13 protein-coding genes are annotated in these 16,783 nt (G+C 72.1%); 7 read left to right on the forward strand and 6 right to left on the reverse strand.

Annotation, left to right across the window (positions count from 1 at the left end; genetic code table 11):
• Window positions 1-51 precede the first annotated feature (51 nt).
• The gene (locus ACIQVL_RS28470; RefSeq protein WP_403476721.1) at window positions 52-2,436 is read right to left on the reverse strand and encodes a SpoIIE family protein phosphatase; all 2,385 of its coding nucleotides are present in this window, start codon (window positions 2,434-2,436) and stop codon (window positions 52-54) included.
• 272 nt (window positions 2,437-2,708) lie between these two features.
• Here ACIQVL_RS28470 and ACIQVL_RS28475 point away from each other — a divergent pair, with 272 nt between their 5' ends.
• Window positions 2,709-5,816 (forward strand): glycoside hydrolase family 2 TIM barrel-domain containing protein, encoded by a 3,108-nt coding sequence (locus tag ACIQVL_RS28475; protein WP_403476722.1) that lies wholly within the window; start codon window positions 2,709-2,711, stop codon window positions 5,814-5,816.
• An 18-nt stretch (window positions 5,817-5,834) separates the two neighbouring features.
• Here ACIQVL_RS28475 and ACIQVL_RS28480 read toward each other — a convergent pair whose 3' ends face one another.
• A complete protein-coding gene (locus ACIQVL_RS28480) occupies window positions 5,835-6,323 on the reverse strand; it encodes a methylated-DNA--[protein]-cysteine S-methyltransferase (protein WP_403476723.1) in 489 nt (162 codons plus the stop codon).
• 158 nt (window positions 6,324-6,481) lie between these two features.
• Here ACIQVL_RS28480 and ACIQVL_RS28485 point away from each other — a divergent pair, with 158 nt between their 5' ends.
• From ACIQVL_RS28485 to ACIQVL_RS28495, 3 genes are all read left to right on the forward strand, one after another.
• Window positions 6,482-6,724, forward strand: coding sequence for a hypothetical protein (locus tag ACIQVL_RS28485; RefSeq protein WP_403426110.1), 243 nt, complete (start codon window positions 6,482-6,484; stop codon window positions 6,722-6,724).
• 3 nt (window positions 6,725-6,727) lie between these two features.
• Window positions 6,728-7,105: a toxin Doc gene (locus ACIQVL_RS28490; protein WP_293991433.1), complete on the forward strand. Its 378-nt coding sequence runs from the start codon at window positions 6,728-6,730 to the stop codon at window positions 7,103-7,105.
• Between the two features lie 477 nt (window positions 7,106-7,582).
• Complete coding sequence (locus ACIQVL_RS28495; protein WP_403476724.1) at window positions 7,583-9,214, forward strand: RICIN domain-containing protein; 1,632 nt, start codon at window positions 7,583-7,585, stop codon at window positions 9,212-9,214.
• Between the two features lie 52 nt (window positions 9,215-9,266).
• Here ACIQVL_RS28495 and ACIQVL_RS28500 read toward each other — a convergent pair whose 3' ends face one another.
• Entirely contained in the window at window positions 9,267-9,797 is a 531-nt protein-coding gene (locus tag ACIQVL_RS28500; RefSeq protein ID WP_403426107.1) for a hypothetical protein, read from the reverse strand.
• A gap of 323 nt (window positions 9,798-10,120) precedes the next feature.
• Between ACIQVL_RS28500 and ACIQVL_RS28505 the strand changes: the two genes are divergently transcribed.
• A complete protein-coding gene (locus tag ACIQVL_RS28505; RefSeq protein ID WP_403426105.1) occupies window positions 10,121-10,543 on the forward strand; it encodes a subtilase-type protease inhibitor in 423 nt (140 codons plus the stop codon).
• Window positions 10,544-10,676: 133 nt separating this feature from the next.
• On the opposite strand, the gene ACIQVL_RS28510 is transcribed toward ACIQVL_RS28505, so the two are convergent.
• A complete protein-coding gene (locus ACIQVL_RS28510; RefSeq protein ID WP_403426104.1) occupies window positions 10,677-11,060 on the reverse strand; it encodes an STAS domain-containing protein in 384 nt (127 codons plus the stop codon).
• Between the two features lie 264 nt (window positions 11,061-11,324).
• Window positions 11,325-12,827 carry an MFS transporter gene (locus ACIQVL_RS28515; RefSeq protein WP_403426102.1) on the reverse strand — a complete coding sequence of 501 codons (1,503 nt, stop codon included), beginning with the start codon at window positions 12,825-12,827 and terminating at the stop codon, window positions 11,325-11,327.
• 257 nt (window positions 12,828-13,084) lie between these two features.
• Here ACIQVL_RS28515 and ACIQVL_RS28520 point away from each other — a divergent pair, with 257 nt between their 5' ends.
• Both ACIQVL_RS28520 and ACIQVL_RS28525 read left to right on the forward strand, forming a co-directional pair.
• Window positions 13,085-13,426 carry an ArsR/SmtB family transcription factor gene (locus ACIQVL_RS28520; RefSeq protein WP_403426100.1) on the forward strand — a complete coding sequence of 114 codons (342 nt, stop codon included), beginning with the start codon at window positions 13,085-13,087 and terminating at the stop codon, window positions 13,424-13,426.
• Between the two features lie 5 nt (window positions 13,427-13,431).
• Window positions 13,432-13,962 carry an SRPBCC family protein gene (locus ACIQVL_RS28525; protein WP_403426099.1) on the forward strand — a complete coding sequence of 177 codons (531 nt, stop codon included), beginning with the start codon at window positions 13,432-13,434 and terminating at the stop codon, window positions 13,960-13,962.
• A gap of 4 nt (window positions 13,963-13,966) precedes the next feature.
• Here the strand turns inward: ACIQVL_RS28525 and ACIQVL_RS28530 are convergent, their stop codons facing one another.
• Complete coding sequence (locus tag ACIQVL_RS28530; RefSeq protein WP_403476725.1) at window positions 13,967-16,783, reverse strand: NHLP bacteriocin export ABC transporter permease/ATPase subunit; 2,817 nt, start codon at window positions 16,781-16,783, stop codon at window positions 13,967-13,969.

Below are 16,783 nucleotides of genomic sequence, written 5' to 3' on the forward strand. Positions count from 1 at the left end.
GCGCGACCAGCCACAACGGCGCCGCACCCGACCCACGGTCCAGCGGCGCACTCAGGGCATCTCGTCCTCGAAGAGGGACAGCTCGGCCCAGATCGTCTTGCCCTCCGCCGTATGCCTGGTACCCCACCGCTGGGTCAGCTGGGCCACCAGCAGCAGCCCCCGCCCGCCCTCGTCCCAGGTCTTGGCCCGGCGCAGGTGCGGAGCGGTGTGGCTGGTGTCGGAGACCTCGCAGATCAGGGTGGTCGTGTCGTGGATCAGCCGGAGCCCGATGGGGTGGGCGCCGTACCGGATGGCGTTGGTGACCAGCTCGCTGACCACCAGCTCCGTCGTGAAGGCGGCCATGCTCAGGTCCCACACGTCGAGCTGCTCCACGACCTGCTTGCGGATCGGGGCGACCAGGGCGGGGTCGGCGGGGATGTCCCAGGACGCCACCCGGGTCGGCGGCAGCCCCTGGGTGCGGGCCAGCAGCAGCGCCACGTCGTCGGCCGCGCCGCCCGACGGCAGCAGGGCGTGCAGGATCCGGTCGCAGGTCTCGTCCAGCGAGTCGCTGTCCGCCGCCAGCGCCTCGTGCAGGAGCCGTCGGCCGGTGTCCGGGTCCCGGTGCCGGGAGGTGATCAGCCCGTCCGTGAACATCGCCAGGACCGTGCCCTCGTCCAGGGTCACCTCGGCCGACTCGAACGGCAGCCCGCCCAGGCCCAGCGGGGGACCGGCGGGCAGGTCGAGCCGCTGGGGGAGGCGGCCCGGACGCAGCAGGACCGGTGGCGGGTGCCCGGCGCGGGCCAGCGTGCAGCGCCGCGACACCGGGTCGTAGACGGCGTACAGGCAGGTCGCGCCGACCTCACCGGGGCTGCCTTCGCCGCCCTGCTCCTCGGAGAGCCGCAGCACCAGGTCGTCGAGGTGGGTGAGCAGCTCGTCCGGGGCCAGGTCGATGTCGGCGAGGGTGCGCACGGCGGTCCGCAGCCGGCCCATGGTCGCCGACGCCTGCACGCCGTGGCCGACGACGTCCCCGACGACCATGGCGACCCGCAGCCCGGACAGCGGGATCACGTCGAACCAGTCGCCGCCCACCCCGGCCCGCGCCGCCGGCAGGTAGCGGGACGCGGCCTGCAGAGCAGCGGTGCGCGGCAGGGTCCGGGGCAGCAGGCTGCGCTGCAGGGCCAGGGCCGTCTCGCGCTCGCGCGAGTAGCGGCGGGCGTTGTCGATGCACACGGCGGCCCGCGCCGTGATCTCCTCGGCGAGCAGCACGTCGTCCGGGCCGAACGGGTCGAGCCGCCGGTGCCGCCGGAATACCGCGACCCCCAGGGTGGTGCCGCGGGCCTGGATCGGCACCGACATCGAGGAGTGCACGCCGAACTCACGCGCCCGCTCCCCGCGCACCTTGTTCCAGTTCAGCCACTCGTCCAGCTCGCCGGCCGACACCGAGGCGACGATGGTGTGCCCCGCGGTCAGCGAGTCCGCCTGCGGTGAGGTGGCCGGGTAGACCTCGGTCTGACCGGGCTTGAGGACCGCCTCGGGGACGCCGGGGAGCACGGACTGGTGCGCGATGCGGCGCAGGGTGACCGGCGCGCTCAGCCGGGCCGGGAGGTCGCCGCCGTCCTCCGGCGGGTCCAGCAGGTCGACGGTGACGAGGTCGGCGAGGGCCGGGACGCAGACGTCCGCCAGCTCCTGGGCCGTTCGGACGACGTCGAGGGTGCTGCCGATCCGCACGCTCGCGGCGTTGACCAGCTGGAGCCGCTCCCTGGCCAGGTAGTTCTCGGTGAAGTCGTGGGCGGCCAGGCTCACGCCCCACACCCGCCCGGCGGCGTCGGTGACCGGCGCCATCCGGGCCAGCCAGGCGTGCGCCCGGTCCTCGCCGCCGGTCCGCATGTACGTCTGCACGTCCAGCGGCAGGCCCGAGGCCAGCACCCGGAGCATGCTCCGCTCCAGGTCGCCGCTCTCCGGCTTGCCGCCGATCTCGGTGACCCTGAGCCCCTGGACCCGCCGTTCGGGCAGCCCGATGACCTGGGCCATCGCCTCGTTCATCCGGCGCAGCCTGAGCCGGTCGTCGTAGACCGCGATGGCGCACGGTGACTGCGTCAGCGCGGCCGTGGCCAGCGGATCGTCCGGGGTGCGCGGTCCGCCGCCGTCCAGCGGTGAGACCACCACCCACTGGCCGGGCCGTTCGTCGTGGGCCGGGGTGTGGTGGGCGAGCAGCCAGACCGGGACCGTACGGCCGTCCCGGTGGCGGAGTCCGAGGGTGCCGTCCCAGCGGGTGCCGACGGGCGCGCGCGGTGCGAGGTCCCCGGCGAGCAACAACGCCGCGGGCCGGCCCACGACCTCCTCGGCCGGATGGCCGAGGAGCCGCTGCGCGCCCTCGCTCCACTCGGTCAGTGTGCCGTCCTCGCCGATGACAGCCCGGGCCGTCGCCGCATCGTCGAAGGGATAGACCCGGCTCATCTCGCCACTCCCAAGCGCACACTCACAGTCAACAGGTGCACCACTCGTGTTCAGGGTAGTGCTTCGGACCCTCCCGTGACCGGCAAGCGGCGAGAGGCGGCCGGTCGGGGCCGGGGCCTGTCCGGGGTGCCGAACGGGGACCGGCCGCCGGGACGAAAGAGGTGGGCGGAGCCGTCCGGACCCTTGACGGGCACAAGTGCCACCCCGTCAGAATCTGTTTGTTCACGATCAGTTGTGAGTAGTTCTGGGCCCTGATGAGGGAGAGCCGCACCATGACGGTCACACGCAGATCGGTTCTGGCAGCCGCCACGGCAGCCCCGACGGCCGGCGCCCTGCTGGGCGCCCCGGGCGCCTGGGCGGCCCCGGACGCGGATACGTCCTTGCAGGTCAGCGGGCGCCGCACGGTCGCCCTGCGGGACGGCTGGCGGTTCGCGCTGGTCAATCCGGGCGGGATCACCGACCCGACCGGCGGCTACGCGGACGCCGCCGACCCCGGGTACGACGACTCGGCCTGGCGGCAGGTCGCAGTACCGCACGACTGGAGCATCGAGCAGACCCCCACCACCGACCACGGCACCACCAGCGGCACCGGCTTCTTCCCGGGCGGCCTCGGCTGGTACCGGCTCGCCTTCACGCTGCCGCCCGGCTGTGCGGGCAAACGGATCTCGGTGGAGTTCGACGGCGTCTACATGGACGCGTACGTCTACTGCAACGGCACCCAGGTCGGCCGCCACCCCTACGGCTATACCGGCTTCGCCTTCGACCTCACCGGCCTGCTGCACACCGACGGCAGCACCGAGAACGTGCTCGCGGTCAAGGTGCAGAACCAGCTGCCCAGCAGTCGCTGGTACTCGGGCAGCGGCATCTACCGCGAGGCCCGCCTGGTGGTCACCGAGCCGGTGCACGTGGCGCGCTGGGGGACGTACGTCACCACCCCGGACATCACCGCGGAGCGGGCCGTGGTGCGGGTGCGCACCGCCGTCGTGGACGAGTCCGGCGAGGGCGCGGACGTCACGGTGGTCTCCCGGATCGTCGATCCCGGCGGGCGCACCGTCGCCCGGACGACCTCCACGGTCACGGTCACCGGGACCGGCTCCGACGCGACCGCCGTGACCCATGAACTGACCGTCGCGAAACCGAGGTTGTGGTCCGTCGAAGCCCCGTACCGCTACACCCTGCACACCGAACTCCGGGTCGGCGGCACCACCACCGACACCTGCCGTACGGTCTTCGGCATCCGCAGCTTCCGCTTCGACCCCGACGAGGGTTTCTCCCTCAACGGCGTCCCCACCAAGATCAGGGGCGTCGACCTCCACCACGACCAGGGCGCCCTCGGCGCGGCGATCAGCGCCGACGCGGTGCGCCGGCAGATGACCATCATGAAGTCGATGGGCGTCAACGCCTTCCGCACCTCGCACAACCCGCCCTCGCCGCAGATGATCGAGGTCTGCGAGGAACTGGGCATCGTGATGATGGTGGAGGCCTTCGACTGCTGGAAGACCGGCAAGACCCGATACGACTACGGCCGCTTCTTCGACGAGTGGTGCGAGGCCGACGCCACCGAGATGGTCCTCGCCGCCCGCAACTCGCCCGCCGTCGTCCTGTGGTCCATCGGCAACGAGATCCCCGACTCCACCTCCACCGCCGGCCTCGCCATGGCCGACCGGATCATCGCCGCGATCCGGGCCGCCGACGACACCCGCCCCCTGGTCATCGGCTCCGACAAGTACCGCAGCGTGCCCAGGCAGGGCTCCGCCGCCGACCTGATGCTGGCCAAGCTCGACGGCCTCGGCCTCAACTACAACACCGCCAGGTCCGTGGACGCGCTGCACGCGGCCTACCCGCACCTGTTCCTCTTCGAGTCCGAGTCCTCCTCGGAGACCTCCACCCGCGGCGCGTACCAGGAGCCCGAACACCTCAACACGGGCGAGAACCACACTCCCGGCCGCCGCGCGACCTCGTCCTACGACAACAACCTCGCCTCCTGGACGATGAGCGGCGAGTACGGCCACAAGAAGGACCGGGACCGGAAGTGGTTCGCGGGGCAGTTCCTGTGGTCGGGCATCGACTACATCGGCGAGCCGACACCGTACGACGTGTTCCCGGTGAAGTCGTCGTTCTTCGGCGCGGTCGACACGGCCGGCTTCCCGAAGGACATGTACCACCTCTTCCGCAGCCAGTGGGTGAGCGAGCCGATGGTGCACCTGCTGCCGATGAGCTGGAACCACGAGGAGGGGGACACGGTCGAGGTGTGGGCGTACGCCAACGTGCCCTCCGTCGAGCTGTTCCTGAACGGAACGTCCCTGGGGGTGAGGGAGTTCGACACCAAGAAGACCACCGACGGCCGCACCTACCTGGAGACCACCGAGGCCACCGGCGACGACAGGACCTTCACCACCGGCCCCTACCCGGGCAGTTACACCAGTCCCAACGGCAGCGCGGGCAAACTGCATCTGAGCTGGAAAGTCCCCTACATCCCGGGCGAGTTGAAGGCGGTGGCCAGGCGCGACGGCAAGGTGGTCGCGACCGACGTGCTGCGCACCGCCGGCGCCCCGCACGGCGTCCGCCTCACCCCCGACCGCAGGTCCGTGGCCGCCGACGGGCGTTCGCTGGTCTTCGTCACCGCCGAGATCGTCGACGCGCACGGCGTGGTGGTGCCCGACGCCGAGCACCTCATCTCCTTCGCGGTGACCGGCGGTTCGCTCGCCGGGCTCGACAACGGCCGCGAGGAGAGCGCCGAGCGCTACCAGGCCAGTACCCGCACCGCCTTCCACGGCAAGGCTCTCGCCGTCGTCCGCTCCGGTACGAAGCCCGGGGCCCTCAAGGTGACCGCGCGGGTGACCGGCCTGCGCACGGACACCGCCACCCTGCACACCACCCCGGCCCGCACCGCGGCGAGCATCCCCGCCCCGGTCTTCGGCCCGGACTACCCGCCGCCGCCGGACCACCCCAGCGCGGACGCCAGTTACTCCGGCCGTCCGGACACCCTCCCGGCAGCCATGCTCGACGGCGACCCGGCCACCGGCTGGTCCAACGCCTTCGCCAAGTCGGCCACCGCCCTGCTGCCCGCCTTCGGCGGCGCCCGGACCACGGACTGGGTGTCGGTCGACCACGGGCGCACCCGCACCTACGACCGGGTGGACGTCTCCTTCACCGTGGACGCCACGCACGCCCTCCCCGCCTCGGTCGAGGTGGCCGTCTGGGACGGCACGGCGTACCGGGCGGTGCGGGACACGGCCGTGGACTGGGCGTCCGCCTCGGACACCCCGACCGCCATCACGTTCACCGCGGCGCGCGGCTCCCGGATCCGGCTGACCCTGACCAGTGCCCACCCGGGGACGGCCGCGGGCGCGGTGCGGATCAGCCGCCTCGACGTCTGAGGCGGCCGGGCGGGCGGCTCAGCCGAGCATCGGCTGCAGCGCGCCCTCGTGCGTGAGCAGCCGTACCTTGTTCTCGACCCCGCCCGCGTACCCGCGCATCGAGCCGTCGGCGCCGATCACGCGGTGGCAGGGCCGGATCACGAGCAGGGGGTTGGCGCCGATCGCGGCGCCCACCGCCCGGACCTCGGACCGGGCCGCGCCGAGCCGTGCCGCCAGTTCGCCGTACGTCGTCGTGGTGCCGTACGGGATGTCGTCGAGCGCCCGCCACACCTGCTGCTGGAACTCCGTGCCCCGGGCGGCGCAGGGCAGGTCGAAGCGGGTGCGCCGGCCACTGAAGTAGGCGTCCAACTGGCGCACCGCGGCGCCGAACGGGCGGTCGGCGCGGACGCCCCCGGCGCCGCGCCGCCCCGGCAGGGACAGTGCCGTGAGGACGAAGCCGTCGGCCGACTCCGCGCCGGTCAGGCACAGCTCGCCCAGCGGGCTGTCGTACAGGGTGTACACGTCCATCTGATGCCTCACTCTCGTCGTGACACCGAGTCTGGCGCGCCGCAGCCTCGCCGACCGGCGGAAAACGGACATGGCTCTCCGGCCCGCCGGTACCGTCGCGAGTCGGTCTTGACCTGCGGGTATTTACGGTGGAGTACCCTCGCGGTACCGTGAAGGGCATGCCAGCTCTCAACGTGGAGTTCAGCGACCGCGAACTTGAGGACCTCCGGCAGATCGCCAAGGAGCGCGGTACGTCGATGAAGGCCCTCGTCCGTGAGGCGGCCGCCGCCGACATCGCCCGGCACCGGGCGCTCCAGGAGGGGGCGGAGGAGTTCCGCCGCTTCTTCGCGGCGCACGCCGCCGAGTTCGCCGAGGCGTTCCCGGACGACGAGCAGCCGCCCGCGAAGGGCGAGGCCGCCTGAGCCATGCCGCCGGTCATCCACATCGACGTGCCCTGGCTGCTCCAGCGCCATGAGGAAGTCATGCCGGAGCAGCCCACCATCAACGACTTCTCGGCGCTGGTCGCCGCCGTCGCCCGGCACCGGGTCGACCCGCCGCGCCTCGGCGTGGACTCCGACGCCGCCTGGCGGGCCGCGGCCCTGCTGCACACCCTCGCCCTGCTCAAGCCGCTGCCCTCGGCGAACGCACGGTTCGCCTGCGCGACCGCCGTGGCCTACATGTACGTCAGCGATGTCGGCATCGACCCGCCCTACGGCGCCCTCGTCGACCTCGCCCGCGATCTGATGAGCGGCAAGGCCGACGTCTACGCCGCGGCGGACCGGCTCCGTTCCTGGCAGCTCTGACGCCTGCCCGGACGTGCAGGGAGAGCTGCCCCCGCGGCCCTCGGGGCCGCCGGCCGAGGGCGGGAGGAACGGGGCCGGCGGCCTGTTTCGCGCGGAAGAGCCGCCGTTCCGCGCGGGGCCTCGTGAGGAGGGCCGGTCATCAGTGGACCACCCGTACGGGCGGGCCGGGACCGTGCGCGCGGGACCGGCGCGGGCGCACGGTTCACACGGGGCGCGCGGAATGGTGAATGCGGCCATGAAGGGGCAATAGCCACCGCCGCCTTTCTGACTTTCTGTCAATGCTGTCGATGTTGTACAGGCGCCTTGTTGCTTGTGTGAGACTTGTGCGAGGGTGAATACCCGCGCGGGGTAATGGCCTGGTCCAATTCGGCAGTTGAGGAACGCGACCGACACCGTACCGACACCGTGTCGGCGAATTCCCGCTCCCCGCATGCGCGCCGATGAGGTGCGCACCACCGCACCAAAGGAATCCGCTCCGTGTCGACCCCCCACCCGCCTCGCCCTTCCTATCCGCCGCCGGGCGGTGGTGCGGGGGAGTCCGACGAGTCGCTCGCCGCCCCGCTGCGAGCCGGTTCGGACATCGAGGCATCCCGGTCCGCCGCGCTGCTCATGGCCCGGCACTGGCGGCCTGTCCAGGAATACGCGGTCATCTGCCTGGCCGCCTCCGGTCCTGTCGCGCACATGGTCGCGGCCGCCGCCTTCCACCAGGTCCTCGACCGGGTGGCGCTCGGCGAGACGGCCGACGCGATCCGGCCGCGCCTGCTGGTCTCCGTCCGCGACACGGTCGCCAACTGGGCCGTGGAGGACCGAATAGCGGAGGTTCTCCCGGACCTCGGGAAGCCGGCCGGCGGGCGTGGTATGCGCGCCACGAAGTCCATGACCCCGGAAAACCGCATCCTCGCGGAGCGTTCATTCCTGGGCCTTCCGGCGCTCGCTCAGAGCCTGCTCTGGCACGCCGAGGTGGAGGCGGAACCGATAACCGTACCGGCCGGTCTTTTGGGCATGGACACGGCAACCGCGTCGGCTGCTCTCGAAGACGCCCGGGAGAAATTCCGCGAGGGCTGTGTCCGAGCCCACCGGGAACTCGCGCCGTCCCAGGAGTGCCGCTACTACAACCGGCTCCTCGACGTGCCGATCCGCCGCGGCGGTGCCCTGCTGCCGGACGTCCGGGCACACCTGGCGGAGTGCCCGTACTGCAGGGCCGCCGCCGAGCAACTCGGCCATGTCGAGGGCGGACTGGGCGTACTCCTGGTCGAGGCGGTGCTCGGCTGGGGGGCCCGCCGCTACCTCGACACGCGCCCGGGACGCAAGGGCGGAGCGGACGTTCCCCTCACCCGCGCCGCCGCCCGGCGTGCCGGAGGCGGCGGCCGCCGGCGTGCGGCCGCCCGGACCCGGCTCCTCGCCCGCATCCCCGTGCAGGTGCGCCGTCCGCCCGGCTCCTGGTCGTCGAAGACGCTGCTGACCAGTGTCGGCGTGGCCGGTGCGGGACTGCTCGCCTCCGTCCTCGCCGTCAGCACGCTGTCCGGCGGCGGTGAGGGCAGCGACGCCGTCGCCACCGCGGGCCTGGTGCCCGGCGACTCCGAGCCCGAGGCGACCCCCACCTCCGGCACGGCCGGGCTGCCCGCCGCCGATCACACGACCCGGCTGCGCAACGCCGCCGCGCAGCTCTGCCTGGACATCAACGGTGACCCGAAGGCGGGGGCGGGCGTCGTGCTCGCGGTGTGCTCCTCGGCCTCCACCCAGCAGTGGACGTACGAGAGCGACGGCGAGCTGCGCAGCGCGGCCGGCCGGGACCTGTGCCTGGACTCGCACGCGGACGCCGGGGTGGTCATCCTCGGCACCTGCGTCGACGAGGGCGCCGAGCGCAGCGCGGACGTGCGCTACGGCCTCACCGCCCAGGGCGAGTTGCTGCCCCGCTGGGACGAGACCCTCGCCCTCGCGACGGGTGGGGTGGACCCGGGCTCGGACATCGTGGTCAAGGTCCGGGACCACACCAGCGGCCAGCACTGGCTGACCGACGCCCCGGTACCGTCGCAGAGCCGTGGCTCGCTCTCCATCGCCGGGAGCGAGGGGCCTTCGGCGCAGCCGGCGGGACTCGCCGGCCACTGAGCGCTCCGCGGGCCGCCCGCGGCGCCCCTCGGGGCGCCGCCCGGCGGCCGGTTCAGTCCTGGGGGGCGTCCGGGCCCTGCGCTCGGACCTTCTCGACGTGCTCCAGTGAATCGCGCAGTTCCGTCAGCCAGTCGTCGGTGTGGCGCTGGACCAGGCGCACGCACCAGGCCAGTGCCTCGCTGCGGCTGCGCGCCACGCCGCCGGCGATCAGGGTGTCCAGGACCTCCCGCTCGGGCTGGCGCAGCCGGGTCATCACCGGTGCGGCCACATGCGTGAACAGCGCCCGCTGCCCCGAACACTCCACGCCCCAGGAGACCTTGCGCCGGAACTGGTGCTCGGCCTCCCGTGCGACGGCCATCCGGCCCTCCCGGGTGCGCTCCCGGAACTCCTGGACCCGGCCCTCTACGGCCGCCTCCCGCTCGGCGTCCGACGCGCCGTCCGCGAGCTTGGGGCCGGGGATGCGCCCGATGACGGTGACCTCCTCGCGGTCGACCGTCACCTCGACCAGCTCCTCGAAGAGGTCGTCGGGCAGGCGGCCGGCGAACCAGCCGCGGATCTTGTCTCGCTGCTCCTGAGTAATCATGTAATGACGATTACTCCGTTGCAGAATAAAGGCAAGGGCTTGCCGGGAAGTCCGCCGACAGCGGAAGCGGAATGTTTCAGGACGATTAACAAGGCGATGGGATCAGGCCATCTGGCCGCTTCGGGCGATCAAGAACCGCTCCGTTGAGCGGTCGACGCGTTCCAATTCCGTGACTTCACGCCACTGATTCAATACGCAAGGTTACTGAAACCTGTGGGTTCGATGTGTGTTTCGGCGGCGGACTCGGCAGAGTGGCGCCCGCCGCCCCGGCACCCACCGGGCCGAGGGCGGCACCCGTCGAACCGAGCGGAAGGATGCACACAATGCGAACCACCGCGCGCTGGGCAGCGACCATCGGCCTTACGGCCGCCGCCGTCTGCGGACCCCTCACGGGGGCCGCCGTCGCCGCCCCGAGCTCGCTCTACGCCCCCTCGGCCCTGGTGCTCACCACGGGCCACGGCACAGCGGCGGCCACCGCCACGCCCGAGCGCGCCGTCACCCTGAACTGTGCCCCCAGCGCCTCCGGGACCCACCCGGCGGCCGCCGAGGCCTGCGCCGAACTGCGCGGCGCCGGCGGTGACCTGAACGCCCTCGTACCCAAAGCCGACGTGTGGTGTACCAAGCTGTACGACCCCGTCGTGGTCACGGTGGAAGGCGTCTGGCAGGGCAAGCGCGTCTCCTACGAGCACACCTTCGGCAACCAGTGCATGAGGGATGCCTACGGGACGAACGTCTTCGCCTTCTGAGCCCGGGATCGCACGGTCCTCGTGACTGCCGGACAGGTCCGCAACTGGGGAGTGCGGCCCCTGGGGCGGGGACCTGCGATCTCGCACCGGGGGGCGGACGGGTGGTGTGGGGCTGCCCGTCCGACCCCCGGCATCACCGCCGCTCTCCGGCGTTCCCGTCCCGGGGAATGCCGGGGAGCGGCGGAAAACGTCCCAGCAGTCCCGCAGCCCGTAACAGCCGCGGAATCCGCGGCCCTTCGCACACCAGCCGCAGCCGCCCGCCCCGCTCCCTGGCCCGTGCCTCGGCCCGGCACAGCACCCGCAGCCCCGAACAGTCGAGAAAGTCCAGCCGCCGCAGGTCGACGAGCACGTCCGGCCCGGCGCCGGCGGTCACCGCGAGCAGATGCTCGGCGAGCAGCCCCTCGGTGGCGATGTCGACCTCGCCGCACACCTCGACGACGTGGTACGCCCCGCTGCGGTGGGTGCGCGCGCAGGAGTTGCCGGCCGGCAGCTCGGGGTCGTCGGCTTGCGGTGTCATCTCAGAGCTCCACCTCGCCGGGGCGGACAGGGGCCGAGTTGGTACCCGCTGGCCGGGTCTGCCATCCCTGCTTCCGGCGGCGCAAGATCAGGTTCACTCGACAGCGTGAACTTTCATGAAGGGGCTTGACCTGGCGCCCTTTTAGGGGAGTCGGGAGGGGGAGGGGCTGCGCGATCGGCGGCAGCCCACCCGCGGAGAACAACGGTGAGGGGCCGCCGTCTCCCTGCTGACGGCGGCCCCTCGGTCCCTGCGGCTCTGCGGAAGCTACATGTGGACGACCGGCGCCGCGTCCGGGTCCTGCTGCGGCACCCCCTTGCGGAACAGCAGGAAGGCGATGACCGCGCCGACCGCGAACATTCCGGCCGACCACCAGAACGCGGTCGTGTAGCTCTCGATCGTCGCCTGCGCCTGCACCAGCTTGCTGGTCGCGTCCTTACCGGCCAGGTAGTCCGTCGCCGCGCTCGCAGCCAGCGTGTTGAGCAGCGCCGTGCCGATGGAACCGCCCACCTGCTGCATGGCGTTGACCGTCGCCGAGGCGACGCCCGCCTCGTCGGCCGTCACCCCGCCGGTGCCCAGCTGCATGGCCGCCGGCATGACCAGGCCCAGGCCGAGGCCGGTGATGATCAGCTGCGGCAGCACCGCGCTGACGTAGCTGGAGCCGACGCCGATCCCGGTCAGCCAGGCCATGCCGACCGCGGAGACCGCGAAGCCCAGCGGGACGACCACCTTGGGGCCGAGCCGCGGCACCAGAACCTGGGTGCCGATCTGCGCCGTCACCATCAGACCGCCGATCATCGGCAGGAACGCTACGCCGGTCTTCGTCGGGCTGAAGCCGAGGTTCAGCTGCAGGTAGTAGGTGAGGAAGAGGAACACGCCGAACATGCCGCCGGCGGAGATCAGCACGGCGAGGAGCGAGGCCCCCCGGTCGCGGTCCATGAGGATGCCCAGCGGCAGCAGCGGGTGCTCGGTCTTGGTCTGCCACCACGCGAAGGCTGCCAGGAACACGACGCCGGCGATCAGGAAGCCCCAGGTCAGCGGCGAACCCCAGTCGTGCGACTCGGCGTTGGAGAAGCCGTAGACCAGCGAGAACAGACCGGCCGCGACCAGGACCGTACCCGGCACGTCCAGCTTGGCGTTCCCGGCGTCACGGTGGTTGTGCAGCAGCGCCATGCCGCCCGCGAAGGCGACGACCGCGATCGCGACGTTCACGTACAGGGTCGAGCGCCAGTCGAACGTGTCGGTGAGGACACCGCCGAGCAGCAGGCCCACCGCACCGCCGGCACCGGCGATGGCACCGTAGACACTGAACGCCCGGGCCCGCTCACGGGCGTCGGTGAACGTGGTGTTGAGGAGCGAGAGCGCGGTCGGGGCGAGCAGCGCGCCGAAGGCGCCCTGGAGGGCTCGCGCGGTGACCAGCATCCCGAAGCCGTTCGCGGCACCGCCCAGCGCCGACACGGCGGCGAAGCCGACGACCCCTATGAGGAAGGCGTTCTTGCGTCCGAACAGGTCGGCGATCCGGCCGCCGAGCAGCAGCAGGGACGCGAAGCTGAGGGCGTACGCGGTGACGATCCACTGCCGGTTGCCGTCGGAGAACCCGAGGTCGGCCTGGGCGGACGGGAGGGCGATGTTCACGATGGTGGCGTCGAGCACCACCATCAGCTGGGCGATGGCGATGACCGCGAGGATCCACCACCGCTTGGAGGAGGCGACCGGTGGGGCCTCCTCGGTACCGACGCGGACGTCGTCGGCCAAAGTCTTCTCAGACATGCGAGAACCACTCCAGGGAAGTCGTTCGGGATTTACCAAAAAGCCGTTTCGTTGGCACGGCGTCTACAGCACCGCGAACGAAACGGTTTCGTACACATCGAGCCTAGACCACTTTCAGCGAAACGGCAACGTTTCGCTGGGGGTGCGGGTCGATCATGGTCGACGGAACGGCTGCGGTGGACCGCCCGGGGCCTCGATGCGTTCAGGGTGTCGGATATTCCTTGACAGGAATATAACTGCCTGGGCATATTGAAGCCATGTCCGCCGACACCCTCTGGACCGCCCTGGCCGACCCCCACCGACGCGCCATAGTCGGCCTCCTCCTCACCCGTCCACGCCCCGTCGGCGAGATCGTGGACGCCTGCGGCCTCAGCCAGCCGAGCACGTCCAAGCACCTCAAGGTGCTGAGGGAGGCGGGCCTGGTCCGGGTGCGGCAGGACGCGCAGCGCCGCGTCTACGCCCTGGACCCGACACCCATCGCCGAACTCGACGCCTGGCTGGCCCCGTATCGCCGGCTGTGGAACAGCAGTCTGGACGCCCTGGGCCGCCGCCTGGACGAGACGGCGGACCACCCGGAAGCCCCCACCTCGAAGGACTGATCCCCATGCCCGCCGAACTCACCGGCACCTACGTCACCCTCGACGACGGCCGGCCCGCCGTCCGGTTCAGCCGCCTGTACGGCCACCCCGTCGACCGCGTCTGGCACTTCGTGACCGATCCCGACGAACTCGCCGGATGGTTCCCGTCCCGCGCCGAGTTCGACCTGCGCCCCGGCGGCGCCGTCAAGTTCACCGGCGACCCGAACATGCCCGAGTCGCACGGCACGGTGCTCGCCGTCGACCCGCCCCGGAACCTGACCTTCGACTGGGGCGGAGACGAGATCCGCTTCGACCTGGAGGACGCCGGGCCCGACGGCACCCGCTTCACCCTCACGCACGTCCTGGCCGAGGAGAACACCGCCGCCCGCAACAGCGCCGGCTGGGAGGTCTGCCTCGCCGCCCTCGACGCCAAGGCCCGCGGCGAGCACTTCCAGGGTCCGCACGCCGGCGTCACCGCGCCCTGGAAGGAGTACTACCAGGGCTATCGCGACGCCGGCCTGCCCTCAGGCGCCCCCGTTCCGGGCATCGACGCCTGACCGGTCACGCCAGCTGCCGCCGCACCAGCTCGTGCAGCCGGCCGCCGGTGTCGGCGAGCAACTCGGCCGGCGGGCCCTGCTGGGCGACCTTGCCGTCCTCCATCACGATCACGCGGTCGGCGTCCAGGACCGTGGACAGCCGGTGGGCGATCACGATCCGGGTGGCGTTCAGCTTGCGGGTGCTCTCGATGACCGTGCGCTGCGTGTCGTTGTCGAGCGCACTCGTCGCCTCGTCGAAGAACAGGATGCGTGGGCGCCGGATCAGCGCCTGGGCGATCATCAGCCGCTGCCGCTGGCCGCCGGAGATCGCACCGCTCCCGGCGACGATCGTGTGCAGCCCCATCGGCATCCGCTTGATGTCCTCCGCGAGCCCCGCCATCTCGGCCGCCGCCATCGCCTCCTCGGGGGTGTACGGCTCGGTGCCGCAGATGACGTCCAGGATCGATCCGGTGAACGGCTGCGCGTGCTGGAGCACCACCCCGCACTGGCGGCGGACCGCCGACTGGTCGAGGGCGCCCAGGTCCTGGCCGTCGTACAGCACGCTTCCCGAGACCGGTCTGTCGAAGCCGATCAGCAGCCGCAGCAGGGTCGACTTGCCACAGCCGCTGGGGCCGACGACCGCCACGAACTCGCCCGGACGGACGGCGAAGGAGACGTCGTCCAGGACCAGCGGACCGTCGTCCGAGTACCGGAAGGACAGGCGGCGGGCCTCGACGGCGCCGGACAGCGGGCCGGGGCGGGTGCTGGCGGTGCGGACCTCGGGGGCGGCCTCCAGGACCGGCTTGATCTCCTCGAAGAGGGGGAGCGCGGCCACCGCCGACACGAAGGAACCGGTCAGTGAGGTGACCGAGGTGAGCAGCATCGTCACCGACGTGTTGAAGGTGAGGAAGGCCGCCGCGTCCATGGCGCCCCGCGCCGGGCCGGCGAGCAGCATGAACATCAGCAGCGTGCAGACCGGGAGGTAGACCGAGCCCAGCACCGTGGTGAGGTTCTTGATCCGGCCCACCTTCTGCTGGAGCTCCCGGCTGCGCGCGAACTCGCCCGCCCAGGCCGCGTACGCGTAGTTCTCGGCCGCCGCCACCCGCAGCTTCGGCAGCCCCCGCAGGGTCTGGAAGGCCTGGTTGTTCAGCTTGTTGCCGAGCACCACGAGCCGGCGCTGCCAGCGCACCTGCCACAGCCCGAGCCCCAGGAACAGCGCGGCGATGACCACGAGCATGCCCAGGGCGGCCAGCGCCATCGGCACGCTGTACCAGAACAGCAGGCCCAGGTTCATCGCCCCGACGGTCACCGACTGGGCGACCACCGGACCGACCCCCGCCAGCAGCCGGCGCATCGCGCTCACGCCCATCGCGGCGCTGGCCAGCTCACCGGTCGAGCGCTGGGTGAAGAACTTCGTCGGCAGCCTCAGCAGCCGGTCCCAGACGGCCGGTTGCAGGGTCGCCTCGATCCGGCCCTCCAGACGGAGGATGGTCATGTTCTCCAGGAGCGTGAACGCGGCCGACACGACAGCGCTGACGATCACCGCCAGGCAGACCTGGACGATCAGGTCCGTCTGGGCCTTGGGCACGTAGTCGCCGAGCACCTTGCCGGTGGCGATCGGCACGAGGGCGCCGATCGCCACCGTGACCAGCCCGGCGAGCAGCAGACTGCCGAGGTCGCCGCGGGTGCCGCGCAGGCTGAACCGGAGCAGGCCGAGCGGGCTGAGCGCCTTGTCGGGCAGCGGCCGGTAGAACATCACCGCGCGCGGCTCGAACTCCGGTGCGTTCGCCTTCTCGATGGGGGTCTCGCGGCCGGTCGCCGGATGCACGGCCACGTAGCCGCCCCGCCGCCACAGCAGCGCCACGGGAGCGCCGGACAGGGCGCGATGCCCGACCAGCGGGCCGACGTTGTCGTGCCACCAGCGGCCGTCGAGCCGTACCGCCCGGGTGCGGACCCGGGAAGCGAGGGCCACCCGCTCGACCGGGTCGATGCGGTCGCTCTCCGTACCGCTCTGCGCGGGCTCGGCGAGGGTGATGCCCGCGGCTTCGGCGACCAGCCTGCAGGCCGCGTAGGAGGCGTCGGCGTCGGCGGCCGTGGTGCGCCTGTCCGCCTTGCCGATGGAGGCGAGGAGCGTGCGGTCGGCCTGCGCCCGGACCGCCTCACCGGCTCTGATACCGGCCGCCGTACGCGTCTCGTGGGTGCGCTCCAGCTGCTCGATCCACCGGTCGAGGGTGGTGAGCAGCCGGTACTGCTGGTCGACCATGCTCTGCCACAGCGCGGGGTCCATCAGCAGGTCGGCGGCCGCCTCCGTGCCGTACAGCGAGCCGTACTGCACGCTGCCGGGCGGCACCTGCATCCAGAAGACGTCGTCGTCGGTGGGGGTCGCGGCCCGCTCGCCGTCGGTCATCGGGGCCTGGAAGAGAATGGACAGGCCGCGGCCGACGCCGAGCGCGAGCGCGTACTCCAGCGGGCTCGTGGTCGGCGGTACGTACTGGGGGTTGCCGTACTCGTCGTAGGACCAGGTCTGGGTGTGGGCGGGCTGGTACAGCTCGCGCAGGCCGATCCGGTGGACCACGCAGTCGCGGAGCGGGCGGGCCACCAGGGTGTGCTGCGGTCCCGCGACCGGGCCGAGCAGGAGGGAGCCGGCTTCCAGACGGCCCAGATGGTGCCAGTGGCCCTGCTGTTCGGCGTCCACCGCGAACAGGTCGAGGGCGCCGGCCGCCACCAGCCACAGCACCTGCGGGCCTTCGAGGTCGAGGCGGGTGAAGCCGGTGCAGTCGATCCGGTTGCCCAGCGAGCCGAACGCGCCGAGTACGAGGTCGCCTTGGTCCACGGTCGTCAT

Origin of the sequence: Streptomyces sp. NPDC090499 (genome assembly GCF_044769305.1) — a bacterium.
In the GTDB taxonomy this organism is placed as follows: Bacteria; Actinomycetota; Actinomycetes; order Streptomycetales; family Streptomycetaceae; genus Streptomyces.

What these genes read in the sequence shown, in the direction of transcription:
- ACIQVL_RS28470 (WP_403476721.1), bottom strand. Translation starts at nt 2,436, where the DNA reads ATGAGCCGGGTCTATCCCTTCGACGATGCGGCGACGGCCCGGGCTGTC.
- ACIQVL_RS28475 (WP_403476722.1), top strand. Translation starts at nt 2,709, where the DNA reads ATGACGGTCACACGCAGATCGGTTCTGGCAGCCGCCACGGCAGCCCCG.
- ACIQVL_RS28480 (WP_403476723.1), bottom strand. Translation starts at nt 6,323, where the DNA reads ATGGACGTGTACACCCTGTACGACAGCCCGCTGGGCGAGCTGTGCCTG.
- ACIQVL_RS28485 (WP_403426110.1), top strand. Translation starts at nt 6,482, where the DNA reads ATGCCAGCTCTCAACGTGGAGTTCAGCGACCGCGAACTTGAGGACCTC.
- ACIQVL_RS28490 (WP_293991433.1), top strand. Translation starts at nt 6,728, where the DNA reads ATGCCGCCGGTCATCCACATCGACGTGCCCTGGCTGCTCCAGCGCCAT.
- ACIQVL_RS28500 (WP_403426107.1), bottom strand. Translation starts at nt 9,797, where the DNA reads ATGATTACTCAGGAGCAGCGAGACAAGATCCGCGGCTGGTTCGCCGGC.
- ACIQVL_RS28505 (WP_403426105.1), top strand. Translation starts at nt 10,121, where the DNA reads ATGCGAACCACCGCGCGCTGGGCAGCGACCATCGGCCTTACGGCCGCC.
- ACIQVL_RS28510 (WP_403426104.1), bottom strand. Translation starts at nt 11,060, where the DNA reads ATGACACCGCAAGCCGACGACCCCGAGCTGCCGGCCGGCAACTCCTGC.
- ACIQVL_RS28515 (WP_403426102.1), bottom strand. Translation starts at nt 12,827, where the DNA reads ATGTCTGAGAAGACTTTGGCCGACGACGTCCGCGTCGGTACCGAGGAG.
- ACIQVL_RS28520 (WP_403426100.1), top strand. Translation starts at nt 13,085, where the DNA reads ATGTCCGCCGACACCCTCTGGACCGCCCTGGCCGACCCCCACCGACGC.
- ACIQVL_RS28525 (WP_403426099.1), top strand. Translation starts at nt 13,432, where the DNA reads ATGCCCGCCGAACTCACCGGCACCTACGTCACCCTCGACGACGGCCGG.
- ACIQVL_RS28530 (WP_403476725.1), bottom strand. Translation starts at nt 16,783, where the DNA reads ATGACGACCGTGGACCAAGGCGACCTCGTACTCGGCGCGTTCGGCTCG.